Source organism: Streptomyces sp. NBC_00425 (assembly GCF_036030735.1).
Classification (GTDB): Bacteria; Actinomycetota; Actinomycetes; order Streptomycetales; family Streptomycetaceae; genus Streptomyces.
Map to the genome: position 1 here is coordinate 6,726,126 of NZ_CP107928.1, position 15,975 is coordinate 6,742,100.

The 15,975-nt window shown below is 71.9% G+C and carries 14 protein-coding genes and 1 pseudogene; 7 read left to right on the forward strand and 8 right to left on the reverse strand.

What is annotated here, in order from left to right:
* Nucleotides 1-50: 50 nt before the first annotated feature.
* Both OHS82_RS29420 and OHS82_RS29425 read left to right on the forward strand, forming a co-directional pair.
* Nucleotides 51-824, forward strand: a complete 774-nt coding sequence (locus OHS82_RS29420) for an IclR family transcriptional regulator (RefSeq protein ID WP_057582935.1) — start codon at nucleotides 51-53, stop codon at nucleotides 822-824.
* A complete protein-coding gene (locus OHS82_RS29425) occupies nucleotides 821-1,672 on the forward strand; it encodes an SMP-30/gluconolactonase/LRE family protein (RefSeq protein ID WP_057582937.1) in 852 nt (283 codons plus the stop codon). The genes OHS82_RS29420 and OHS82_RS29425 overlap by 4 nt, the downstream gene beginning before the upstream one ends.
* Before the next feature lie 89 nt (nucleotides 1,673-1,761).
* Here the strand turns inward: OHS82_RS29425 and OHS82_RS29430 are convergent, their stop codons facing one another.
* Genes OHS82_RS29430 through OHS82_RS29440 form a run of 3 tightly spaced genes read right to left on the reverse strand, consistent with a single transcriptional unit; the run spans nucleotide 1,762 to nucleotide 5,214 of the window.
* Complete coding sequence (locus OHS82_RS29430; protein WP_328434914.1) at nucleotides 1,762-3,102, reverse strand: pyridine nucleotide-disulfide oxidoreductase; 1,341 nt, start codon at nucleotides 3,100-3,102, stop codon at nucleotides 1,762-1,764.
* Nucleotides 3,103-3,154: 52 nt separating this feature from the next.
* The gene (locus OHS82_RS29435; RefSeq protein WP_328434915.1) at nucleotides 3,155-4,594 is read right to left on the reverse strand and encodes an MAB_1171c family putative transporter; all 1,440 of its coding nucleotides are present in this window, start codon (nucleotides 4,592-4,594) and stop codon (nucleotides 3,155-3,157) included.
* Complete coding sequence (locus tag OHS82_RS29440; RefSeq protein WP_199863962.1) at nucleotides 4,591-5,214, reverse strand: toxin-antitoxin system, toxin component family protein; 624 nt, start codon at nucleotides 5,212-5,214, stop codon at nucleotides 4,591-4,593. The genes OHS82_RS29435 and OHS82_RS29440 overlap by 4 nt, the downstream gene beginning before the upstream one ends.
* 291 nt (nucleotides 5,215-5,505) lie before the next feature.
* Between OHS82_RS29440 and arfA the strand changes: the two genes are divergently transcribed.
* From arfA to OHS82_RS29465, 5 genes and pseudogenes are all read left to right on the forward strand, one after another.
* Nucleotides 5,506-7,020 carry an arabinosylfuranosidase ArfA gene (gene arfA / locus OHS82_RS29445; protein WP_057582943.1) on the forward strand — a complete coding sequence of 505 codons (1,515 nt, stop codon included), beginning with the start codon at nucleotides 5,506-5,508 and terminating at the stop codon, nucleotides 7,018-7,020.
* Nucleotides 7,021-7,085: 65 nt separating this feature from the next.
* Nucleotides 7,086-7,544, forward strand: coding sequence for an RrF2 family transcriptional regulator (locus OHS82_RS29450; protein ID WP_266717300.1), 459 nt, complete (start codon nucleotides 7,086-7,088; stop codon nucleotides 7,542-7,544).
* Nucleotides 7,545-7,795: 251 nt separating this feature from the next.
* Nucleotides 7,796-8,446 carry a DUF4360 domain-containing protein gene (locus tag OHS82_RS29455; protein WP_057582947.1) on the forward strand — a complete coding sequence of 217 codons (651 nt, stop codon included), beginning with the start codon at nucleotides 7,796-7,798 and terminating at the stop codon, nucleotides 8,444-8,446.
* Between the two features lie 270 nt (nucleotides 8,447-8,716).
* Nucleotides 8,717-8,935 (forward strand): NAD(P)-binding protein, encoded by a 219-nt coding sequence (locus tag OHS82_RS29460; RefSeq protein WP_328436187.1) that lies wholly within the window; start codon nucleotides 8,717-8,719, stop codon nucleotides 8,933-8,935.
* Nucleotides 8,848-9,048, forward strand: a pseudogene (locus OHS82_RS29465) (FAD-dependent oxidoreductase); the annotation flags it as partial. The gene OHS82_RS29460 and the pseudogene OHS82_RS29465, both read left to right, overlap by 88 nt.
* A 36-nt stretch (nucleotides 9,049-9,084) precedes the next feature.
* Here OHS82_RS29465 and OHS82_RS29470 read toward each other — a convergent pair.
* From OHS82_RS29470 to mmsA, 5 genes are all read right to left on the reverse strand, one after another.
* Nucleotides 9,085-9,852, reverse strand: coding sequence for an intradiol ring-cleavage dioxygenase (locus OHS82_RS29470; protein WP_057583415.1), 768 nt, complete (start codon nucleotides 9,850-9,852; stop codon nucleotides 9,085-9,087).
* 140 nt (nucleotides 9,853-9,992) lie between these two features.
* Nucleotides 9,993-11,843: a pyridoxal phosphate-dependent aminotransferase gene (locus OHS82_RS29475; protein WP_057582950.1), complete on the reverse strand. Its 1,851-nt coding sequence runs from the start codon at nucleotides 11,841-11,843 to the stop codon at nucleotides 9,993-9,995.
* A 183-nt stretch (nucleotides 11,844-12,026) separates the two neighbouring features.
* The gene (locus OHS82_RS29480) at nucleotides 12,027-13,073 is read right to left on the reverse strand and encodes an aldose epimerase family protein (RefSeq protein ID WP_057582951.1); all 1,047 of its coding nucleotides are present in this window, start codon (nucleotides 13,071-13,073) and stop codon (nucleotides 12,027-12,029) included.
* A gap of 85 nt (nucleotides 13,074-13,158) precedes the next feature.
* On the reverse strand, nucleotides 13,159-14,406 hold the full coding sequence (mmsB, locus tag OHS82_RS29485) for a multiple monosaccharide ABC transporter permease (RefSeq protein ID WP_057582953.1): 1,248 nt from the start codon (nucleotides 14,404-14,406) through the stop codon (nucleotides 13,159-13,161).
* Entirely contained in the window at nucleotides 14,403-15,956 is a 1,554-nt protein-coding gene (gene mmsA, locus OHS82_RS29490) for a multiple monosaccharide ABC transporter ATP-binding protein (RefSeq protein WP_057582955.1), read from the reverse strand. The genes mmsB and mmsA overlap by 4 nt, the downstream gene beginning before the upstream one ends.
* Nucleotides 15,957-15,975 lie beyond the last annotated feature (19 nt).

Genomic DNA, 15,975 nt, shown 5'->3' on the forward strand with positions numbered 1-15,975 from the left:
GATATCTCGAACACGGGCACTGAGACTACAGACTAAGAAGGGGGCCGGTCGTGGGACGCCTCGTACCTGCCGTGACCCGAGCTCTCGACATCCTCGAGCTCTTCCTCGACGGGGACGGTTCGCTCTCCGCCCCCGACATCGTGCGCAAGCTCCAGCTTCCGCGCACCACCGTGCACGAACTCGTGACCACACTCTCCGCCCGGGCGTACATCGTGCCCGTCCCCGGACAACCCGGACGATACCGTCTCGGGGTACGTCCCTACCAGCTCGGCAGCCGGTACGCCGAGCAGCTGGACCTCGCCGCCGAGGGTCAGCAGATCGCCCGCACCGTCGCCGAAACGTGTGACGAGACGGTGCACGTGGCGATCCTGGAGGGGGCCGACGTCATCTACATCGCGAAGGTCGACTCCACGCACGCGGTCCGGATGGTGTCGGCCGCCGGCCGCCGCCTGCCCGCCCACTGCACCTCCGTCGGGAAGATGCTGCTGGCCTCGCTCCCCGAGCAGGAGCTCACCGCGCGCATCCCCGACGACGCCGAACTCGTGCGGATGACCCCGAACAGCATCACCGAGCCGAAGGCGCTGCGGGCGGCCCTGGCCGAGATCCGGGAGCGGGGCGTCGCGGTCGAGAACCGCGAGTCCAACCCGGACGTCAGCTGCGTGGCCGCGCCGGTGCGCGACCGCACGGGGCAGGTCGTCGCGGCCCTGTCCATCTCCGTCCCCATGATCCGCTGGAGCGAGGAGCGCCGCGGGGATCTGGAGCAGCTCGCCGTGAAGGGGGCCGGGGAGCTGTCCGAGCTGCTCGGCTACCGGAGCGCGGGATGACCACGCGGTACGAGGTGGCCGTGCGGGCCGGGGCGGTCCTCGGCGAGGGGCCGACCTGGGACCCCGCCGCCGGCCGACTCCTCTGGACAGACATCCTGGGCGGCCGGCTGCACGCGTACGACCCCGCCACCGGCCGCCGCACGGTCCGCACGACCCACCAGCACGTGGGCGCGGCCAAGCCCCGGCTGGGTGGCGGCCTGGTCCTCAACCTGCGGGACGGCGTGGGCCTCCTCGATCCGGACGGCGGCTTCCGCTGGCTGCGACACGAGCCCGTCCCGGGCCGCCGCGCCAACGACGCGGCCGTCGCCCCGGACGGCTCCCTGTGGGCCGGCACCATGCGCTACGACGAGGCCCCCGGCGGCGGCACCCTGTCCCGCCTCACCGGCGAGGGGACGGCCGAGGTGGTCCTCGACGACGTGGCGGTGAGCAACGGGACGGGCTGGAGCCCGGACGGCACGCTGATGTACTACGTCGACTCGCCGACGCGCCGGGTCGACGTCTTCGACTTCTCGGCGGACGGGCGGGCGTCCGGCCGCCGACCCTTCGTCGCGATCGAGGAGGGGGCCGGGTTCCCCGACGGCCTCACCGTCGACGCCGACGGCTGCGTGTGGGTGGCGCTGTGGGACGGGGCCGCGGTACGCCGCTACACCCCCGCGGGCGTCCTGGACCGGCAGATCGACCTGCCCACCCCGAGGATCACCGCCTGCGCCTTCGGCGGCCCGGACCTGACGGACCTGTACGTGACCACGGCCCGTGTGGGCCTCGACGCCCCCCATCCGACGGCGGGCTCCCTCCTGGTGCTTCCGAACGCCGGCAACGGCCTGCCCCAACCGGCCTTCGCCGGCTGACCGACGACGCCACGCCGGCCGGCGTTCCGCCCCGCCGGCCCTACGCCGGTCTGCGTTCCGCCCCACCGGGAATGGCGGGCACCGCCCGTCTACGGCAGGCCCGCCCGCTTCCGTTCGTCCACCGTCAGCGGTGGGCCGGGCAGGGGCGGGCGGAGGGGGCCGACGGCGGCCGCCGCCAGCGCGGAGGGGGACAGCAGGACCTGGGGGCCGCGTTCCAGGGACGTCACGTCCGTCACCCGGCGGGCCAAGCGGCCGTTGCCGGTGGCGGTGAGCATCAGCCGACCGACGTACGCGGCCACGAGCCGGTCCCGCCGGGTGGGGCCGGCCTCGGTCGCGCCGGGGTAGAACACGTCCTGGCCGACGGCGAGGTCCCAGGCGGTCGCGACGGGCCGGGCCACCGCCTTCTGCGCGCGCCGGGACAGCCCCGGCGCGCCCCACCCGTGCCGCCGGACCGTGTCGCGCAGGAGCACCGCGCTCTGGGCGGCGACCGCGAGGCCGTGCCCGTAGAGCGGGTTGTACGCGGCGAGGGCGTCGCCGAGGACGACGAAGCCGTCGGGCCAGGCCGGCATCCGCTCGTAGAAGTGGCGGCGGTTCACGGTGGACCGGGTGTACGCCACCTCGGACAGCGGCTCGGCCTGTTCGAGGAGCTGCCCGATGACGGGGTGGCGCAGTTCCTCGCGGGCGAAGCGGACGAAGTCGTCGCCGTCGGGGGAGGGTTCGCCGCCCCGGGTGCCGTTGAGGGTGACGATCCAGCGACCGTCCTCGATGGGCAGCAGGAACCCGGCGCGGCCGGGGCCGGCGTCCCGCGGGTCGGGCTGCACGTTGACGATCGGGTATCCGGAGCGGGCCGGCTCGGGCGCGAGGTACAGCCGGCTGGCATAGGCCAGTCCGGAATCCACCTCGCGCCGTTCCGGGGCCGGCAGCCCGAGCTCCGTCAGCCAGCCCGCCGCCCGCGACCCGCGCCCGCCGGCGTCGACGACCAGGCCCGCCTCGACGACGCGCTCCGCGCCGCCCTCCCGCACCCGCACGCCGGTGACCGCGCCCGCGTCCCCGACCAGCCCCGTCACCTCGGCCCCCGAGCACAGTTCGACCCGCTCGTCGGCCAGCACCCGGGCCCGGACCGTCGCGTCCAGGAGGTCGCGGCCGGCCAGGATCACGTGGTGCGACTCGGGCCAGCGGCGGAACCAGCCGCGCGGGCCGAGGACCACCATGTCCGTCGTGACCGGGGCCCGGCGCGCCCCGGCCGCCCGGAGCGCCCCGGTGACGTCCGGCAGCAGCTCCTCCACCGCCCGCACCCCGCCCGACCACAGCATGTGGGCGTGACGTGCCTGGGGCAGCCCCTTGCGGGGCGCGGGGCCGTCGGGCAGCACGTCCCGCTCGATGACGACGATCCGGTCGGCCAGGCCGGTCAGGGCGCCTGCCGTGAGCATGCCCGCATGGGATCCCCCCAGGACTACGGCGGTTCTGGCGGGGTTGGAGGGTTCAGTCATGCGTGGAGATGCTCTCTGCCGGGGCGGCCGCGCGGGCGCGGACCGCCTGGATGTCGTCGGGGTGGCGCAGGGCCTGGGACACGGCCTGGATCTCCCGCAGGAGATACGTGGTGTCCGGGCCGGAGGCGAAGGGAGCGGAAGGGGCGGGAGAAGCGGAGACACCGGGCGCGGCGGGAGAAGCGGAGGCTGCGGATGCGGCGGGAGAGGCAGAGGCGGGGGGCGCGGCGGACGCGGCGGGAGAGGCAGAGGCAGAGGCGGGGGGCGCGGCGGACGCGGGGAAGGCGGCGGCGGCTCGGCGAGCCCGGGGAGCGACCAGAGCCGGGGAGGCGGCCCCGCCGTCGCTCGCCGGGGGCGGCGTCGCCTCGGGGGCCGCCGTGCCGTGCTGCGCCCGCTCCCGCGCCTCCACGACGTCCAGCAGCGCCACCGCGGCCGCCAGGGCCTGGGCCCGGCCGCGTTCCACGCCGAGGGCGACGGCGGCGTCGTAGGCCCGGGCGCGCAGATCGTCGTCCAGGCGGCGGGCCAGCGGGAGGAGGGCGTCGCGGATGAACGTCTCACGGCGGATCAGCCGCAGCTCCGGGGTGGCGCGCAGGTCGAACGGCTCCCGGCCGCCGGTGACGGTCCGCATCAGCCGGGACAGCGGCTGCAGGCTCCGGTGGCGGCGGCGCACCCGCCACCGCTCCTGGAGGTACTGGCCCGCGTGCGGCACGATGAAGCCGATCGCGACGAGCGTGGCGGCGACGCAGGCGGCCGACGGCGCGATGCCGGTGTTCAGCCAGTCCAGGTCGTGCCCGGTCCAACGCGCGCCGACGGCCGTCAGCTTGGCCGCGCTGAACAGCAGGTTCGTCACATAGCCGGCCCCCAGGAAGCGCAGTCCCCAGCGCAGCCACGCGTCGAGGCCGTCGGTGCGGCTCCAGTTCCACACCAGACGGGCCGTGACCGAGCAGGCCACGGTGTGCGCGACCAGGTAGAGCAGGATCTCCTCGCGCATGAAGGGCGTGTTGGCGTAGTACGTGTCCAGGTCCCGGATGCGCTCCACGGGGACGTCGGCGAGCGCGAACAGCACCCACAGCGCGACCACCACCGCTGCGTAGACGGAGACCACCAGGCGGGTCGTCCGCCGGGTCTGGGCCGAGCGCTCGGTGCGTCCGTTGCGCCAGGCGATGATCAGCAGCAGCCAGGACGCGGACAGTGCCGTGAGCAGCGAGTACACCCAGGGCGCGGCGATGTTCGGCACGCCGGTGACCCGGTTGGTCCAGGCGATGGTCTTCGGGGCCGCGAAGACGAACACCGCACAGCCGAAGACGAGCAGGCCGCCGACCGCGCGCAGCAGCGGGTCCCGCCAGAGCTTGACGATGCTGGGCAGCTTGATGGCGAGGGCGGCCCCCAGCACCGCCGTGGGCAGCCAGAAGGAGATGTACAGCCCGTGGTTCACCGCAGCGTCCCCCTGCGTCCGCGGTAGCCGAGGGTCCGCTGGACCGCGGCGGTGTCCGCGGCCCCCGGGGCGGCGGCCGGCCCGGAGCCGGCGAGGTAGCGCCGGAAACGGGCCGCCAGCCGATGGCCGAAGTCGTCGGCCTCGGCCTCGTCGTCCTCCCGGGAGCCGTTGCGGGCGGCGAAGGCCAGGGCGGCGGACTCCCAGCCGGAACGGCCGGCCAGGACCCCGGCGGCGACCGTGCCGAGGCCGTGGTGGTGGTGCCGGTGCCCGGCGTGCAGATGCCACAGTTCATGGCCGAGGATGACCAACTGCTGGACGGCCTCGGCCCGTTCCTCGACGATGACCAGATCGAAGTCCTGGAACTCCACCCAGAGCCCGGTCACGTCGATCTCGTCGGGGAACCGCTCGAAGCGCACCTCCACCGGTCGTCCGCCACGCCGCACGGACAGCTCCTCGCACAGGGCACGGCACAACTCCCGCACCCCTTCGGGCCGTTCGGTGCGTGCCCGCAGTGCGGCGGAGAGATCGCCGGTCAGCTCGCGCATGGCCGGGCCGGTCCTCGCACGCCGCAGCGCCGAGGCGATCCGGGCCGCCGTCCCGCGCGCGCCCGCGCCGTCCATCGGCTCCCCCTTCCGGCCGCCCGGCGACGGCCGGTCCGAGACTACGCGGCTGGTTGTGTCCGCGTCACGAGAAGTCGTTGCACGGTCAAGGACGGAAAGCGCTGTCGGAAGTCGGGCCGAAGGCATTGACGAGCGGCCGTTTCGAAATCTACGGTCCGTTCGAAGTAGCGATCACATTCCGGCATGTCGAACCGAGCGGCCCACCGGCCCACCAGGCCCCGACGCGACGGAGGAGGTCCGGGGAGGGCCGGCCGCCCGGGCGTCGGGCGAGACCGAACCCGAAAGGCCAAGATGAGCACCGCCCGCTTCACCCTCGACCCCGCCTTCACCGTCGGCGAGGTCGACCCCCGTGTCTTCGGCAGCTTCGTGGAACACCTCGGCCGCTGCGTCTACACCGGCCTCTACGAACCCGGCCACCCGAGCGCGGACGCCGAGGGCCTTCGCACCGACGTGCTGGACCTCGTCCGCGAACTGGGCGTCACCGCCGTCCGCTACCCCGGCGGCAACTTCGTCTCCGGCTACAAGTGGGAGGACTCCGTCGGCCCGGCCGCGGAGCGGCCCCACCGCCTCGACCTGGCCTGGCACTCGACGGAGACGAACCGCTTCGGCCTCTCCGAGTACATCGGCTTCCTTCGCAAGATCGGCCCGCAGGCGGAGCCGATGATGGCGGTCAACCTCGGCACGCGCGGCGTCGCCGAGGCCCTGGAGCTCCAGGAGTACGCCAACCACCCCTCCGGCACGGCCCTCTCCGACCTCCGCGCCGCCCACGGCGACAAGGAGCCGTTCGGGATCAGGCTGTGGTGCCTGGGCAACGAGATGGACGGTCCCTGGCAGACCGGCCACAAGACGGCCGAGGAGTACGGCCGCGTCGCCGCCGAGACCGCCCGCGCCATGCGCCAGCTGGACCCCGGCGTCGAACTCGTCGCCTGCGGCTCCTCCAGCCAGTCCATGCCGACGTTCGCCGAGTGGGAGGCGACGGTCCTCGCCGAGACGTACGACCTCGTCGACTACATCTCGCTGCACGCCTACTACTGGCCCGAGGACGGCGACGTCGACTCCTTCCTCGCCTCCGCCGTCGACATGGAGTCGTTCATCGACAACGTCGTGGCGACCGCCGACCACGTCGGCGCGCGGCTCAAGTCGAAGAAGCGGATCAATCTCTCCTTCGACGAGTGGAACGTCTGGTACCTGCGCGAGTGGGAGGAGCACGCGAAGGGGCTGGAGCAGGGGGACTGGCCGCAGGCACCCCGTCTGCTGGAGGACAACTACAGCGTCACCGACGCCGTCGTCTTCGGCTCGCTCCTCATCGCGTTGCTGCGCCACGCCGACCGCGTGACGGTCGCCTGTCTCGCCCAGCTCGTCAACGTGATCGCGCCGATCCTCACCGAGCCGGGCGGCCCGGCCTGGCGGCAGACGACGTTCTTCCCGTTCGCGCAGGCGTCCCGGTACGGCCGCGGCACCGTCCTGGACGTGCGGGTGGACTCGCCGACGTACGAGACGCGCAAGCACGGCACGACGGACCTGCTGCACGCCACCGCGGTCCGCGCCGAGGACGGCACGGTCACCGTCTTCGCCGTGAACCGCAGCCGCACCGGCGCGCTGCCGCTGCAGGTCGCCCTGCACGGGCTGGAACTGACGTCGGTCGTCGAGCACAGCGTGCTCGCGGACGCCGACCCGGACGCCCGCAACACCCTCGCCGACCCCGAGCGGGTCGCCCCGCACCCGGCCGAGGGCACCGCGCTGACGGACGGCACGCTGACGGCGACGCTCGAGCCGCTGTCGTGGAACGTGATCCGGCTGGCGTAGGCCCGGTCGCGGCCGGGACGGGGTCGGCGGCGGGCGCGGCCGGCCGCTGACCCCACAATGGAGTCATGAGGATCTCGGCAAGGGCGGACTACGCGGTGCGGGCGGTGCTGGAGCTCGCCGTGCGGCAAGGCGGCGACCCGGTGAAGGCGGAGGCGATCGCCGCCGAGCAGGACATTCCGCACAAGTTCCTCGAGGGGATCCTCGGCGACCTGCGACGCGGCGGGATCGTCGACAGCCGGCGCGGCGGCGGCGGAGGCTACCGGCTGGCCCGCGACCCGGCGACGATCACCGTCGCGGACGTCATCCGGGCGGTGGACGGCCCGATCGTGTCCGTGCGCGGCGAACGCCCGACGGGACTGTCGTACACGGGGTCCGCGCAGCCCCTGCTGCCGCTGTGGATCGCGCTGCGGGCCAATGTGCGCCGCATCCTGGAGGGCGTCACGATCGCCGACATCGCCGCCGACGCGCTGCCGGTCCCGGTGAAGGAGCTGGCGGCGGAGCCGGCGGCCTGGGAGAACCCGTGAGCGCGGTGGTCCGGGTCCAGCGTTGAGCGGTGTGGGGGTGCTTGCCGCGGGCACTGTCCGAGGCTTGTGGACGCAACGGTCAACTCCCGTTGTTTTCCGATGAGTTCGGGCATCCCGGGGGTGTGAACGGGACTGGGTGAATGGCCGGAGTTCTACCTGGCCGCGCCTCAGTGGCATTCCTACGATGCGATCGCCCCCCCAGTTCTTCACAGGAACTCCACAGGTTTTCCGTTGAACCAAGGAGAGTGACCATGGCAAGTGGGCTGCTTCTGGGCGGCGCTGTCGCCGCTCTGATCACCGCGGCGGTGCCCGCGCACAACTCGTCCCCCGTGTTCGACAACCCGCCGCCGGACAAGATCGTCATCGATGTCGCCACGGTGAACGGCTCCGGCTGTCCCGCGGGCACGGCCGCCGTCGCCGTGTCCGAGGACAACACCGCCTTCACCGTGACCTACAGCGACTACCTCGCCCAGGTCGGCGGAGGCTCCAACCCCACGGCCTTCCGCAAGAACTGCCAGCTCAACCTGGTCGTCCACGTCCCCTCCGGCTTCACGTACGCCATCGCCAAGGCGGACTACCGCGGCTACGCCTCACTCCAGTCCGGCGCGAGCGCCGTGCAGCGGGCCTCGTACTACTTCCAGGGTTCGTCGCAGACGGTGTTCAAGAACCACAACTTCTCCGGCTCCTACAACGACAACTGGCAGGCCACCGACAGCACCGACTGGGCCCAACTCGTCTGGGCCCCCTGCGGAGTCCAGCGAAACTTCAACATCAACACCGAACTCCGGGTCAACGCGGGCTCGTCCTCGCCGAGCAAGGTCAGCTTCATGACGATGGACTCGACCGACGGCGACCTCAGCACCGTCTACCACATGGCCTGGCAGCAGTGCCCGGCGAAGTGAGCGGTCCACGGCCCTAGGGTCACTTCGCCGCGTGGGTCACGAACCGGCCCACGCGGCGGGGGAGAGGGCGAGCTCGGGACCGCCCTCGGCCCTGAGCCACGGACACGCATCCGCGCGGAACAAGGCGACGACCTCGATGCGGTTGCCGCCGGAGCCGCTGCCGCAGGCCCCTGGCGCAGAGATTGCCGCTCTCCTGAGCGATCATGGAGCCTCGGCTCGCCGCGCGGCGGGCAAAGGGGCGGGTGGGACACGGGTCGCGGTCGTGGTGCGGTGGTCGTCGGCGGGGGTATCGGCGGGCCGGCCGCCGCGATCGGGCTGCGCCGGATCGGCTGGGACGTGACGGTCCTCGAACGCGCCCCCGCCTTCGCCGACGTGTGCGCGGGCATCTCCCTGCACGCCAACTGCGCCGCTACGACGCGGCACGGCGACCGCGCGTCCGGTCCGTGGCCCGAGCGGCCCGCCAGGCCGGCCGGATGGGGCACCGGTTGACGCATCCCGCCGCCATGGCCCTGCGCGACACCGCTCTGCGGCTCGTGCCGTCCGCGGTGATGCTGCGCGTCGCCCTCCGGCACGCCGACTGGACGCCACCGCTCATCCGGTGACGTCCAGTCGGACGGGGGGCGGTCACATGACGGGCGTCAGCGCTCGACGCCGAGGGTGAGCGTTCCCGCGTAGCCGGACGAGGTCGAGCTGCCCAGCGCCGTCAGGGTGAGCAGACCGGAGGCGGCCCCCTTGTCGTCGTAGATGGAGTCCTGGGCGAGGGTGGTGCGGGTGACCCTGTTGGTCGAGTACGGGGAGACCCGCGCGACGCCGGTCGTGATCGTCTCGTCGAAGAAGAGCTGGCCGGTGTGCAGTTCCTGACCGCCGGTGAAGGAGCCGTCCGAGGTCAGGGTGACGTTCGTGTGCACCTTCACGTGGATGTGCACGCAGCGCCCGCGGTACCAGCCGGGGTAGACGGTGGTGATGGAGGCGACGCCGGACGCGTTCGTCAGGACCCCGCCGCGCAGGAAGGTGCCGCTGTCCGGCTCGCTGTGGCCGTTGTTGCCGACGAAGCCGGAGTACTCGCCGAGGGCGTCGGCGTGCCAGAGCTCCACCAGCGCGTTGCTGATCGGGACGCAGGTGTCGTCGTCGACGACCGTGAGGGTGAGCTTCAGCGGGAGGCCCGCCTTGCCCTCCGTGATGTCGGCGCGGACGTACTGTCCGTCCAGGTAGTAGGGGCCTTCGGTCATCTCCTTGGTGAGGGTGCAGACGGCCGCGGCGGCGACGGGGGCGGTGTCGGCCGCGTCGGCGCCGGAAGCGCTGGGCCGGGCGGCGGCCCCTACGGCCAGGGCCGCCGCGGTCGCGCCCGTGGCGACGAGCACGCTGCGGCGTCCGATGGGGGTGCGCACATCTGAAGTGTCTGTCATGAACACGGCACCCTAGGAACGCTTTCTGTCCGCAGGCTGTCAGGACGGCAAAGTGAGGAGCCGTCAAGTCGCGTGCAGGCCAAGGAAGTCGACGGACCGGGCAGGTCTCCGGACCCGGCTGTCGGCTCACCTGGGCGGGACTACCCCGCCTGGCCCATTCCCGCGGCGTTCGGCCAGCTCTGGGCGTTGGGCCAGCCGGTCGCCGCGGCGGGGGAGAGGCCGTTGGTGCCCCTGACCTGGGCGGCCGTGAGGCCGCCGCGGGCCGGGACGCCGGGCGGCGTCGGGCCCATCGGCGGGGCGGGAGCGACCGGTGCCATGGGCGGGGCCATCACGGGGGCCATCGCCGCGGGAGACATGGCGGCCGGCGACATGGGCGGAGGCGACATGGCCGCCGGGGACATGGCCGCCGGGGACATGGCGGCCGGGGCCATGGGCGGAGGCGACATGGCGGCCGGGGACATGGCCGCCGGAGACATGGGCGGAGGTGTCATCGCTGCTGCAGGTGCCATCGCGGCCGCCGGGGCCATGGGGGCCGGCGCCGGAACGGGGGCCGGGGCGGGGGCGGGGGCGGGGGCCGGGGCAGGCACGGACTGGGGGAAGACCTGCGCCGCGGCCGGCAGCGGCACCCCGGCGCCCTCGGACGGCGCGGGCTGCGCCATCGCCGGGGCCATCGCCGGGGCGGGCATCGCGGGGGCGGGCATCGCCGAGGCGACGGCGGCGGCCGGGGCGGCGGCCACCAGTCCCGGCGGGGCCATGCCCATGGCCTGGGCGGCGAGGCCGGGCATGCCCGCCCCGTTGGTGACCAGCCGGTCCACCGCCGCCGTGCCCGAGCTGTAGCCGGCGCCGGCGCTCAGCTCGGGCACGGGGGCTCCCCTCCTGGTCCCGTAGAGCACCTGCTCCATGCCGGACACCAGACGGCGCACGTCCACCTGGGGGCGCACCACGAGCCGCAGGAAGCGGCTCGACGAACCGATCTTGTTGCCGCACTCGCGGACCAGGATGCGGTGCTCGGCGAGCAGCCGGTCGCGGACCACGGTTCCCTCGGCGCCGACGGGCAGGCGCACGAAGAGGAAGTTCCCCTGGGAGGGGTAGACGGTCAGGCCCGGCAGGGCGCTGAGCTGGCTCGCCATGTCGAGGCGGTCCCGGCGCACCTGCATCAGGCTCTGCGCGTACTCCGCGCCGTGCTGCTTGAGGATGAACACGACGTGTTCCGCGAAGGAGTTGAGGTTCCACTTCGGGAGCATCGAGCGGACCCGTCCGGCCAGCGCAGGGTTGGCGACCAGGTAGCCGAAGCGGATGCCGTGCAGGCCGAAGTTCTTGCCCAGGCTGCGCAGGACGATCACGTTGGGCCGCAGCATCGCCTCCTGGACGACGCTCGGCTCGGCCTCGGCGTCCGCGAACTCCAGGAACGACTCGTCGATGACGATCAGGTCCAGGTCGGCCATCGCGTCCATGAACTGGACGATGGCGTGCTTGTGCAGGAACCCGCCGTCGGGGTTGTTCGGGTTGCAGATGACCGCGGCCCTGGTGCCGCGCGCCCGGATGAACTCGGCGTACTGCGCGAGGTCGAGGGCGAAGCCGCTGGACTCCTGGAGCGGGAACATGTCGACCCGCTTGCCGGTCTCCATGGGCTGGTCGGTCCAGCGGCCGAAGGTGGGGACCGGGACGGCGAGGGACTCGCGGACCAGCAGATGGTCGATCCAGGTGATCAGTTCGGTCGAGCCGTTGCCCATGGCGACGGCCTGCGGCGGGAGTTGCAGCAGACTGCACAGTTCCGCGGTGATCGTGTCGGCGCTGCTCGGGTAGTACGTGATGATGTCGCGCAGCCGGGCCGCCATCTCGTCGAACATCGCCGGGGTGGGGAAGTAGGGGTTGCAGGGTATGCAGAAGTCCACCGGGCCGACCCCCTCGCCGCCCTCCCGTGTCAGCGCCGCCATCGACGGGCTGTGCGCCGCGTTGTTGCGGAACAACGAGGAGACGTTGTCGGCCATGGAACCTCCGTATGGGGCGGGCCCGGCGGGGACGACCGGGCCCGTCGTCATTGGGTGGCCCGCGCGGGGGAGCACGGGCCGTCCTTACATACGAGGGTTCGGGTGGTGGTGTTCAACCGCTGAGAAATCGGTAAGAAGTTGTGGTTTGGCTGTGAAGCACAGGTCGTGGGACGTACGGACGGGTCAGGAGCCGAACGAGTGGACCGTCGTCGTCCGGTACGTCTGTCCGGGTCGCAGCACCGTGGTGGGGAACGACGGCTGGTTCGGCGCGTCCGGGAAGTGCTGGGTCTCCAGGCAGAGCGCGTCGCCCTGACGGTAGACGCGGCCGCCGGTGCCGACGAGCGTGCCGTCGAGGAAGTTGCCCGAGTAGAACTGCAGGCCCGGCTCGGTGGTCGCGATGCTCAGGGTGCGGCCGGAGGCGGGGTCGCGCAGGACGGCGACCGGCTCGGGCCGGGCGGTCACGCCCTTGTCGAGGACGTAGTTGTGGTCGACGCCCTTGCAGTGCAACGACTGCTCGTGGGCGACGCGCAGATCCCGGCCGACCGCCTTGGCCGTGCGGAAGTCGAAGGGGGTGCCCGCGACGTCCGCCAGTTCGCCTGTGGGGATGAGCTCCTGGTCCACGGGCAGGTAGCGGGCGGCGGCGATCTCCAGCTCGTGGTCGTGCACCGAGCCGCTGCCCTCGCCGGCGAGGTTCCAGTAGACGTGGTTGGTGAGGTTGACGACGGTGGCCTTGTCGGTGGTGGCCTCGTAGTCGATGCGCCAGTCGCCGCCGCCGGTGAGGGTGTACGTCACCGTCACCTCGAGGGTGCCGGGGTAGCCCATCTCGCCGTCGGGGCTCGTCAGGCGCAGGCGCAGACCGACGTCCGGGCCCTCGGTGAACGGCTCGACGTCCCAGACGCGCCGGTCGAAGCCCTCGGTGCCGCCGTGCAGACTCCGGTCCCCGTCGTTGAGGGGCAGCTGGTGGTTCTCGCCGTCCAGGGTGAAGCGGCCCGCGGCGATGCGGTTGCCGAAGCGGCCGATCAGCGCTCCGAAGTACGGGCTGCCGGCCACGTAGTCGTCGAGGGCGGAGAACCCGAGGGAGACGTTGGCGTACCGGCCGTCCCGGTCGGGGATCTCCAGGGACTGCACGATGCCGCCGTAGTCGAGGACCTTCAGCCGGGTCCCGCCGTTCTCCAGCGACCAGCTGGAGACCTCGGTGCCGTCGGCCAGCACGCCGAAGAGCGTCTTCACTGTTTCCCGCCTTCCACTTCCCGTTGCCGCCCGCCCCTGGAAACACGAGCGGGCCCCGCCTCGAAGGCGGGGCCCGCTCGTCGGATCAGGAACCGGACTTGCGCTTGTTCCAGACGTCGAACCCGACCGCGATCAGCAGGGCGAGGCCCTTGATGACCTGCTGCCAGTCGCTGCCGACGCTGAGGAGGTTCATGCCGTTGTTCAGCACACCGAGGACGAGACCACCGATGATCGCGCCGAGGACCGTGCCGACGCCGCCGCTCATGGACGCGCCGCCGATGAACGACGAGGCGATCGCCTCGAGTTCGAAGCTGAGGCCCGCCTTCGGCGAGGCCGCGTTCAGACGGGCGGCGACCACGAGACCCGCCAGGGCCGCGAGCACGCCCATGTTCAGGAAGACCAGGAAGGTGACCTTCTTGTCCCTGACGCCGGACAGCTTCGCCGCCGGCAGGTTGCCGCCGATCGCGTAGATGTGACGGCCGAAGACGGCGTTGCGCATGATGTAGCCGTAGCCGACCACCAGCAGGCCGAGGATGATCAGGATGATCGGCGCGCCCTTGTAGCTGGCGAGCAGCATCGTGACCGTGAGGACCGCGGCGGCGATGGCGACGAGCTTGAGCAGGAAGAGGTTGCGCGGCACCACGTCGAGCGCGAACTCCTGCTGACGCTTGCGGTCCCGGACCTCCTGGAGGACCACGAAGGCCAGCAGGGCGAAGCCCAGCAGCAGCGTGATGTTGTGGTAGTTGGTGTTGGGGCCGACCTCCGGCAGGAAGCCGTTGCCCATCTTCTGCAGACCGTCCGGGAACGGGCCGAGGGTCTGGCCCTCCAGGAGGATCTCGGTCAGACCGCGGAAGAGCAGCATGCCCGCGAGGGTGACGATGAAGGAGGGTATGCCGAGATAGGCGATCAGGAAGCCCTGCACCGAGCCGGCCACCGCGCCCACGATCAGGCACAGCACCAGCGCGACGGGCCAGGTCACGTCGTGCTGGACGGTGAGGACGGCCGCGAAGGCTCCCGTGAACGCCGTCACCGAACCGACCGAGAGGTCGATGTGACCCGCGATGATCACCAGCATCATGCCGATCGCGAGGATCAGGATGTAGCTGTTCTGCAGGACCAGGTTGGAGACGTTGCGCGGCAGCAGCAGGTCGCCGCCGGTCCACACCTGGAACAGGACGACGAGCAGGCCGAGCGCGATCAGCATGCCGTACTGGCGCATGTTGCGGCGCAGGCCGTCGAGCATCACCTGCAGCAGCCCGCCGCCGGAGGCGGAGCCCCCGCTCTTCCCGGGCGGCGCGGCCGCCGGGCTCTTGTCGGTCACGTCCGTGCTCATCGCGTTACCTCTTTGTCCTTCGTCATCTGACGCATCAGCACTTCCTGCGTGGCCTCGGCCCGCGGGAACTCGCCCGTGAGCCGTCCGGCGGCCATCGTGTAGATGCGGTCGCACATGCCGAGCAGTTCCGGCAGCTCGGAGGAGATGAAGACGACCGCCTTGCCCTGGGCGGCCAGCTGGTCGATGACCGTGTAGATCTCGAACTTGGCGCCGACGTCGATACCGCGCGTCGGTTCGTCCAGGATCAGCACGTCAGGACCCGCGAAGATCCACTTGCTGAGGACGACCTTCTGCTGGTTGCCGCCGGACAGCTTGCCCACCGGCTCGAAGACGGTCGGAGCCTTGATGTTCATCGACTTGCGGAAGCCCTCGGAGACCTGCCGCTCCTCGTGCTCGTCGACGACGCCCCGCTTCGCGACCTTGTTCAGGGCGGTCAGCGAGATGTTGCGGTTGATCGTGTCGATGAGGTTGAGGCCGTAGTGCTTGCGGTCCTCGGTGACGTACGCGATCCCGTGGCCGATGGCCTCGGCGACCGTCTTCGTACGGATCTCCTTGCCGTCCTTGAGGACGGTGCCGCCCGCGTGCCGGCCGTAGGCGCGTCCGAAGACGCTCATGGCGAGCTCGGTGCGGCCCGCGCCCATCAGGCCGGCGATACCGACGATCTCCCCGCGGCGCACCTGGATCGACACGTCGTCGACCACCTTGCGCTGCTGGTCGATCGGGTGGTGCACGGTCCAGTCGCGGATCTCCAGGGCCGGAGCCGCGTCCTTCTCCGCCGCCTCGTGCGGGGTGCGCTCGGGGAAGCGGTGGTCGAGGTCGCGGCCGACCATGCCGCTGATGATCCGGTCCTCGGTCGTCTCCGCCGACTTCACGTCGAGCGTCTCGATGGAGTGCCCGTCGCGGATGATCGTCACCGAGTCCGCGACCTTGCGGATCTCGTTGAGCTTGTGGGAGATGATGATCGAGGTGATGCCCTGCTTCTTCAGCTCCAGGATCAGGTCCAGGAGCTTGCCGCTGTCCTCGTCGTTCAGCGCCGCGGTGGGCTCGTCGAGGATGAGCAGCTTCACCTTCTTGGAGAGCGCCTTCGCGATCTCCACGAGCTGCTGCTTGCCGACGCCGATGTCGGCGACGCGGGTCTCCGGGTGGTCGCCGAGACCCACCCGCCGCAGCAGCTCCGTGGCGTGCCGCAGGGTCTCCCGCCAGTCGATGAACCCGCCCTTGGCGTGTTCGTTGCCGAGGAAGATGTTCTCCGCCAGGGAGAGGTACGGCGACAGCGCCAGCTCCTGGTGGATGATCACAATGCCGTGCTGCTCGCTCGCCCGGATGTCCTTGAACCGGACGACCTCCCCCTCGAAGAGGATGTCGCCGTCGTAGCTGCCGTGGGGATGGACGCCGGAGAGCACCTTCATCAAGGTGGACTTTCCGGCGCCGTTCTCACCGCAGATGGCATGGACCTCGCCCTGACGGACGGTCAATGAGACGTCTGACAGCGCCTTGACGCCGGGAAAGGTCTTGACGATCGAGCGCATTTCCAGGACGGGTCCCGCCATGGTCGTGCCTTCCAATCCG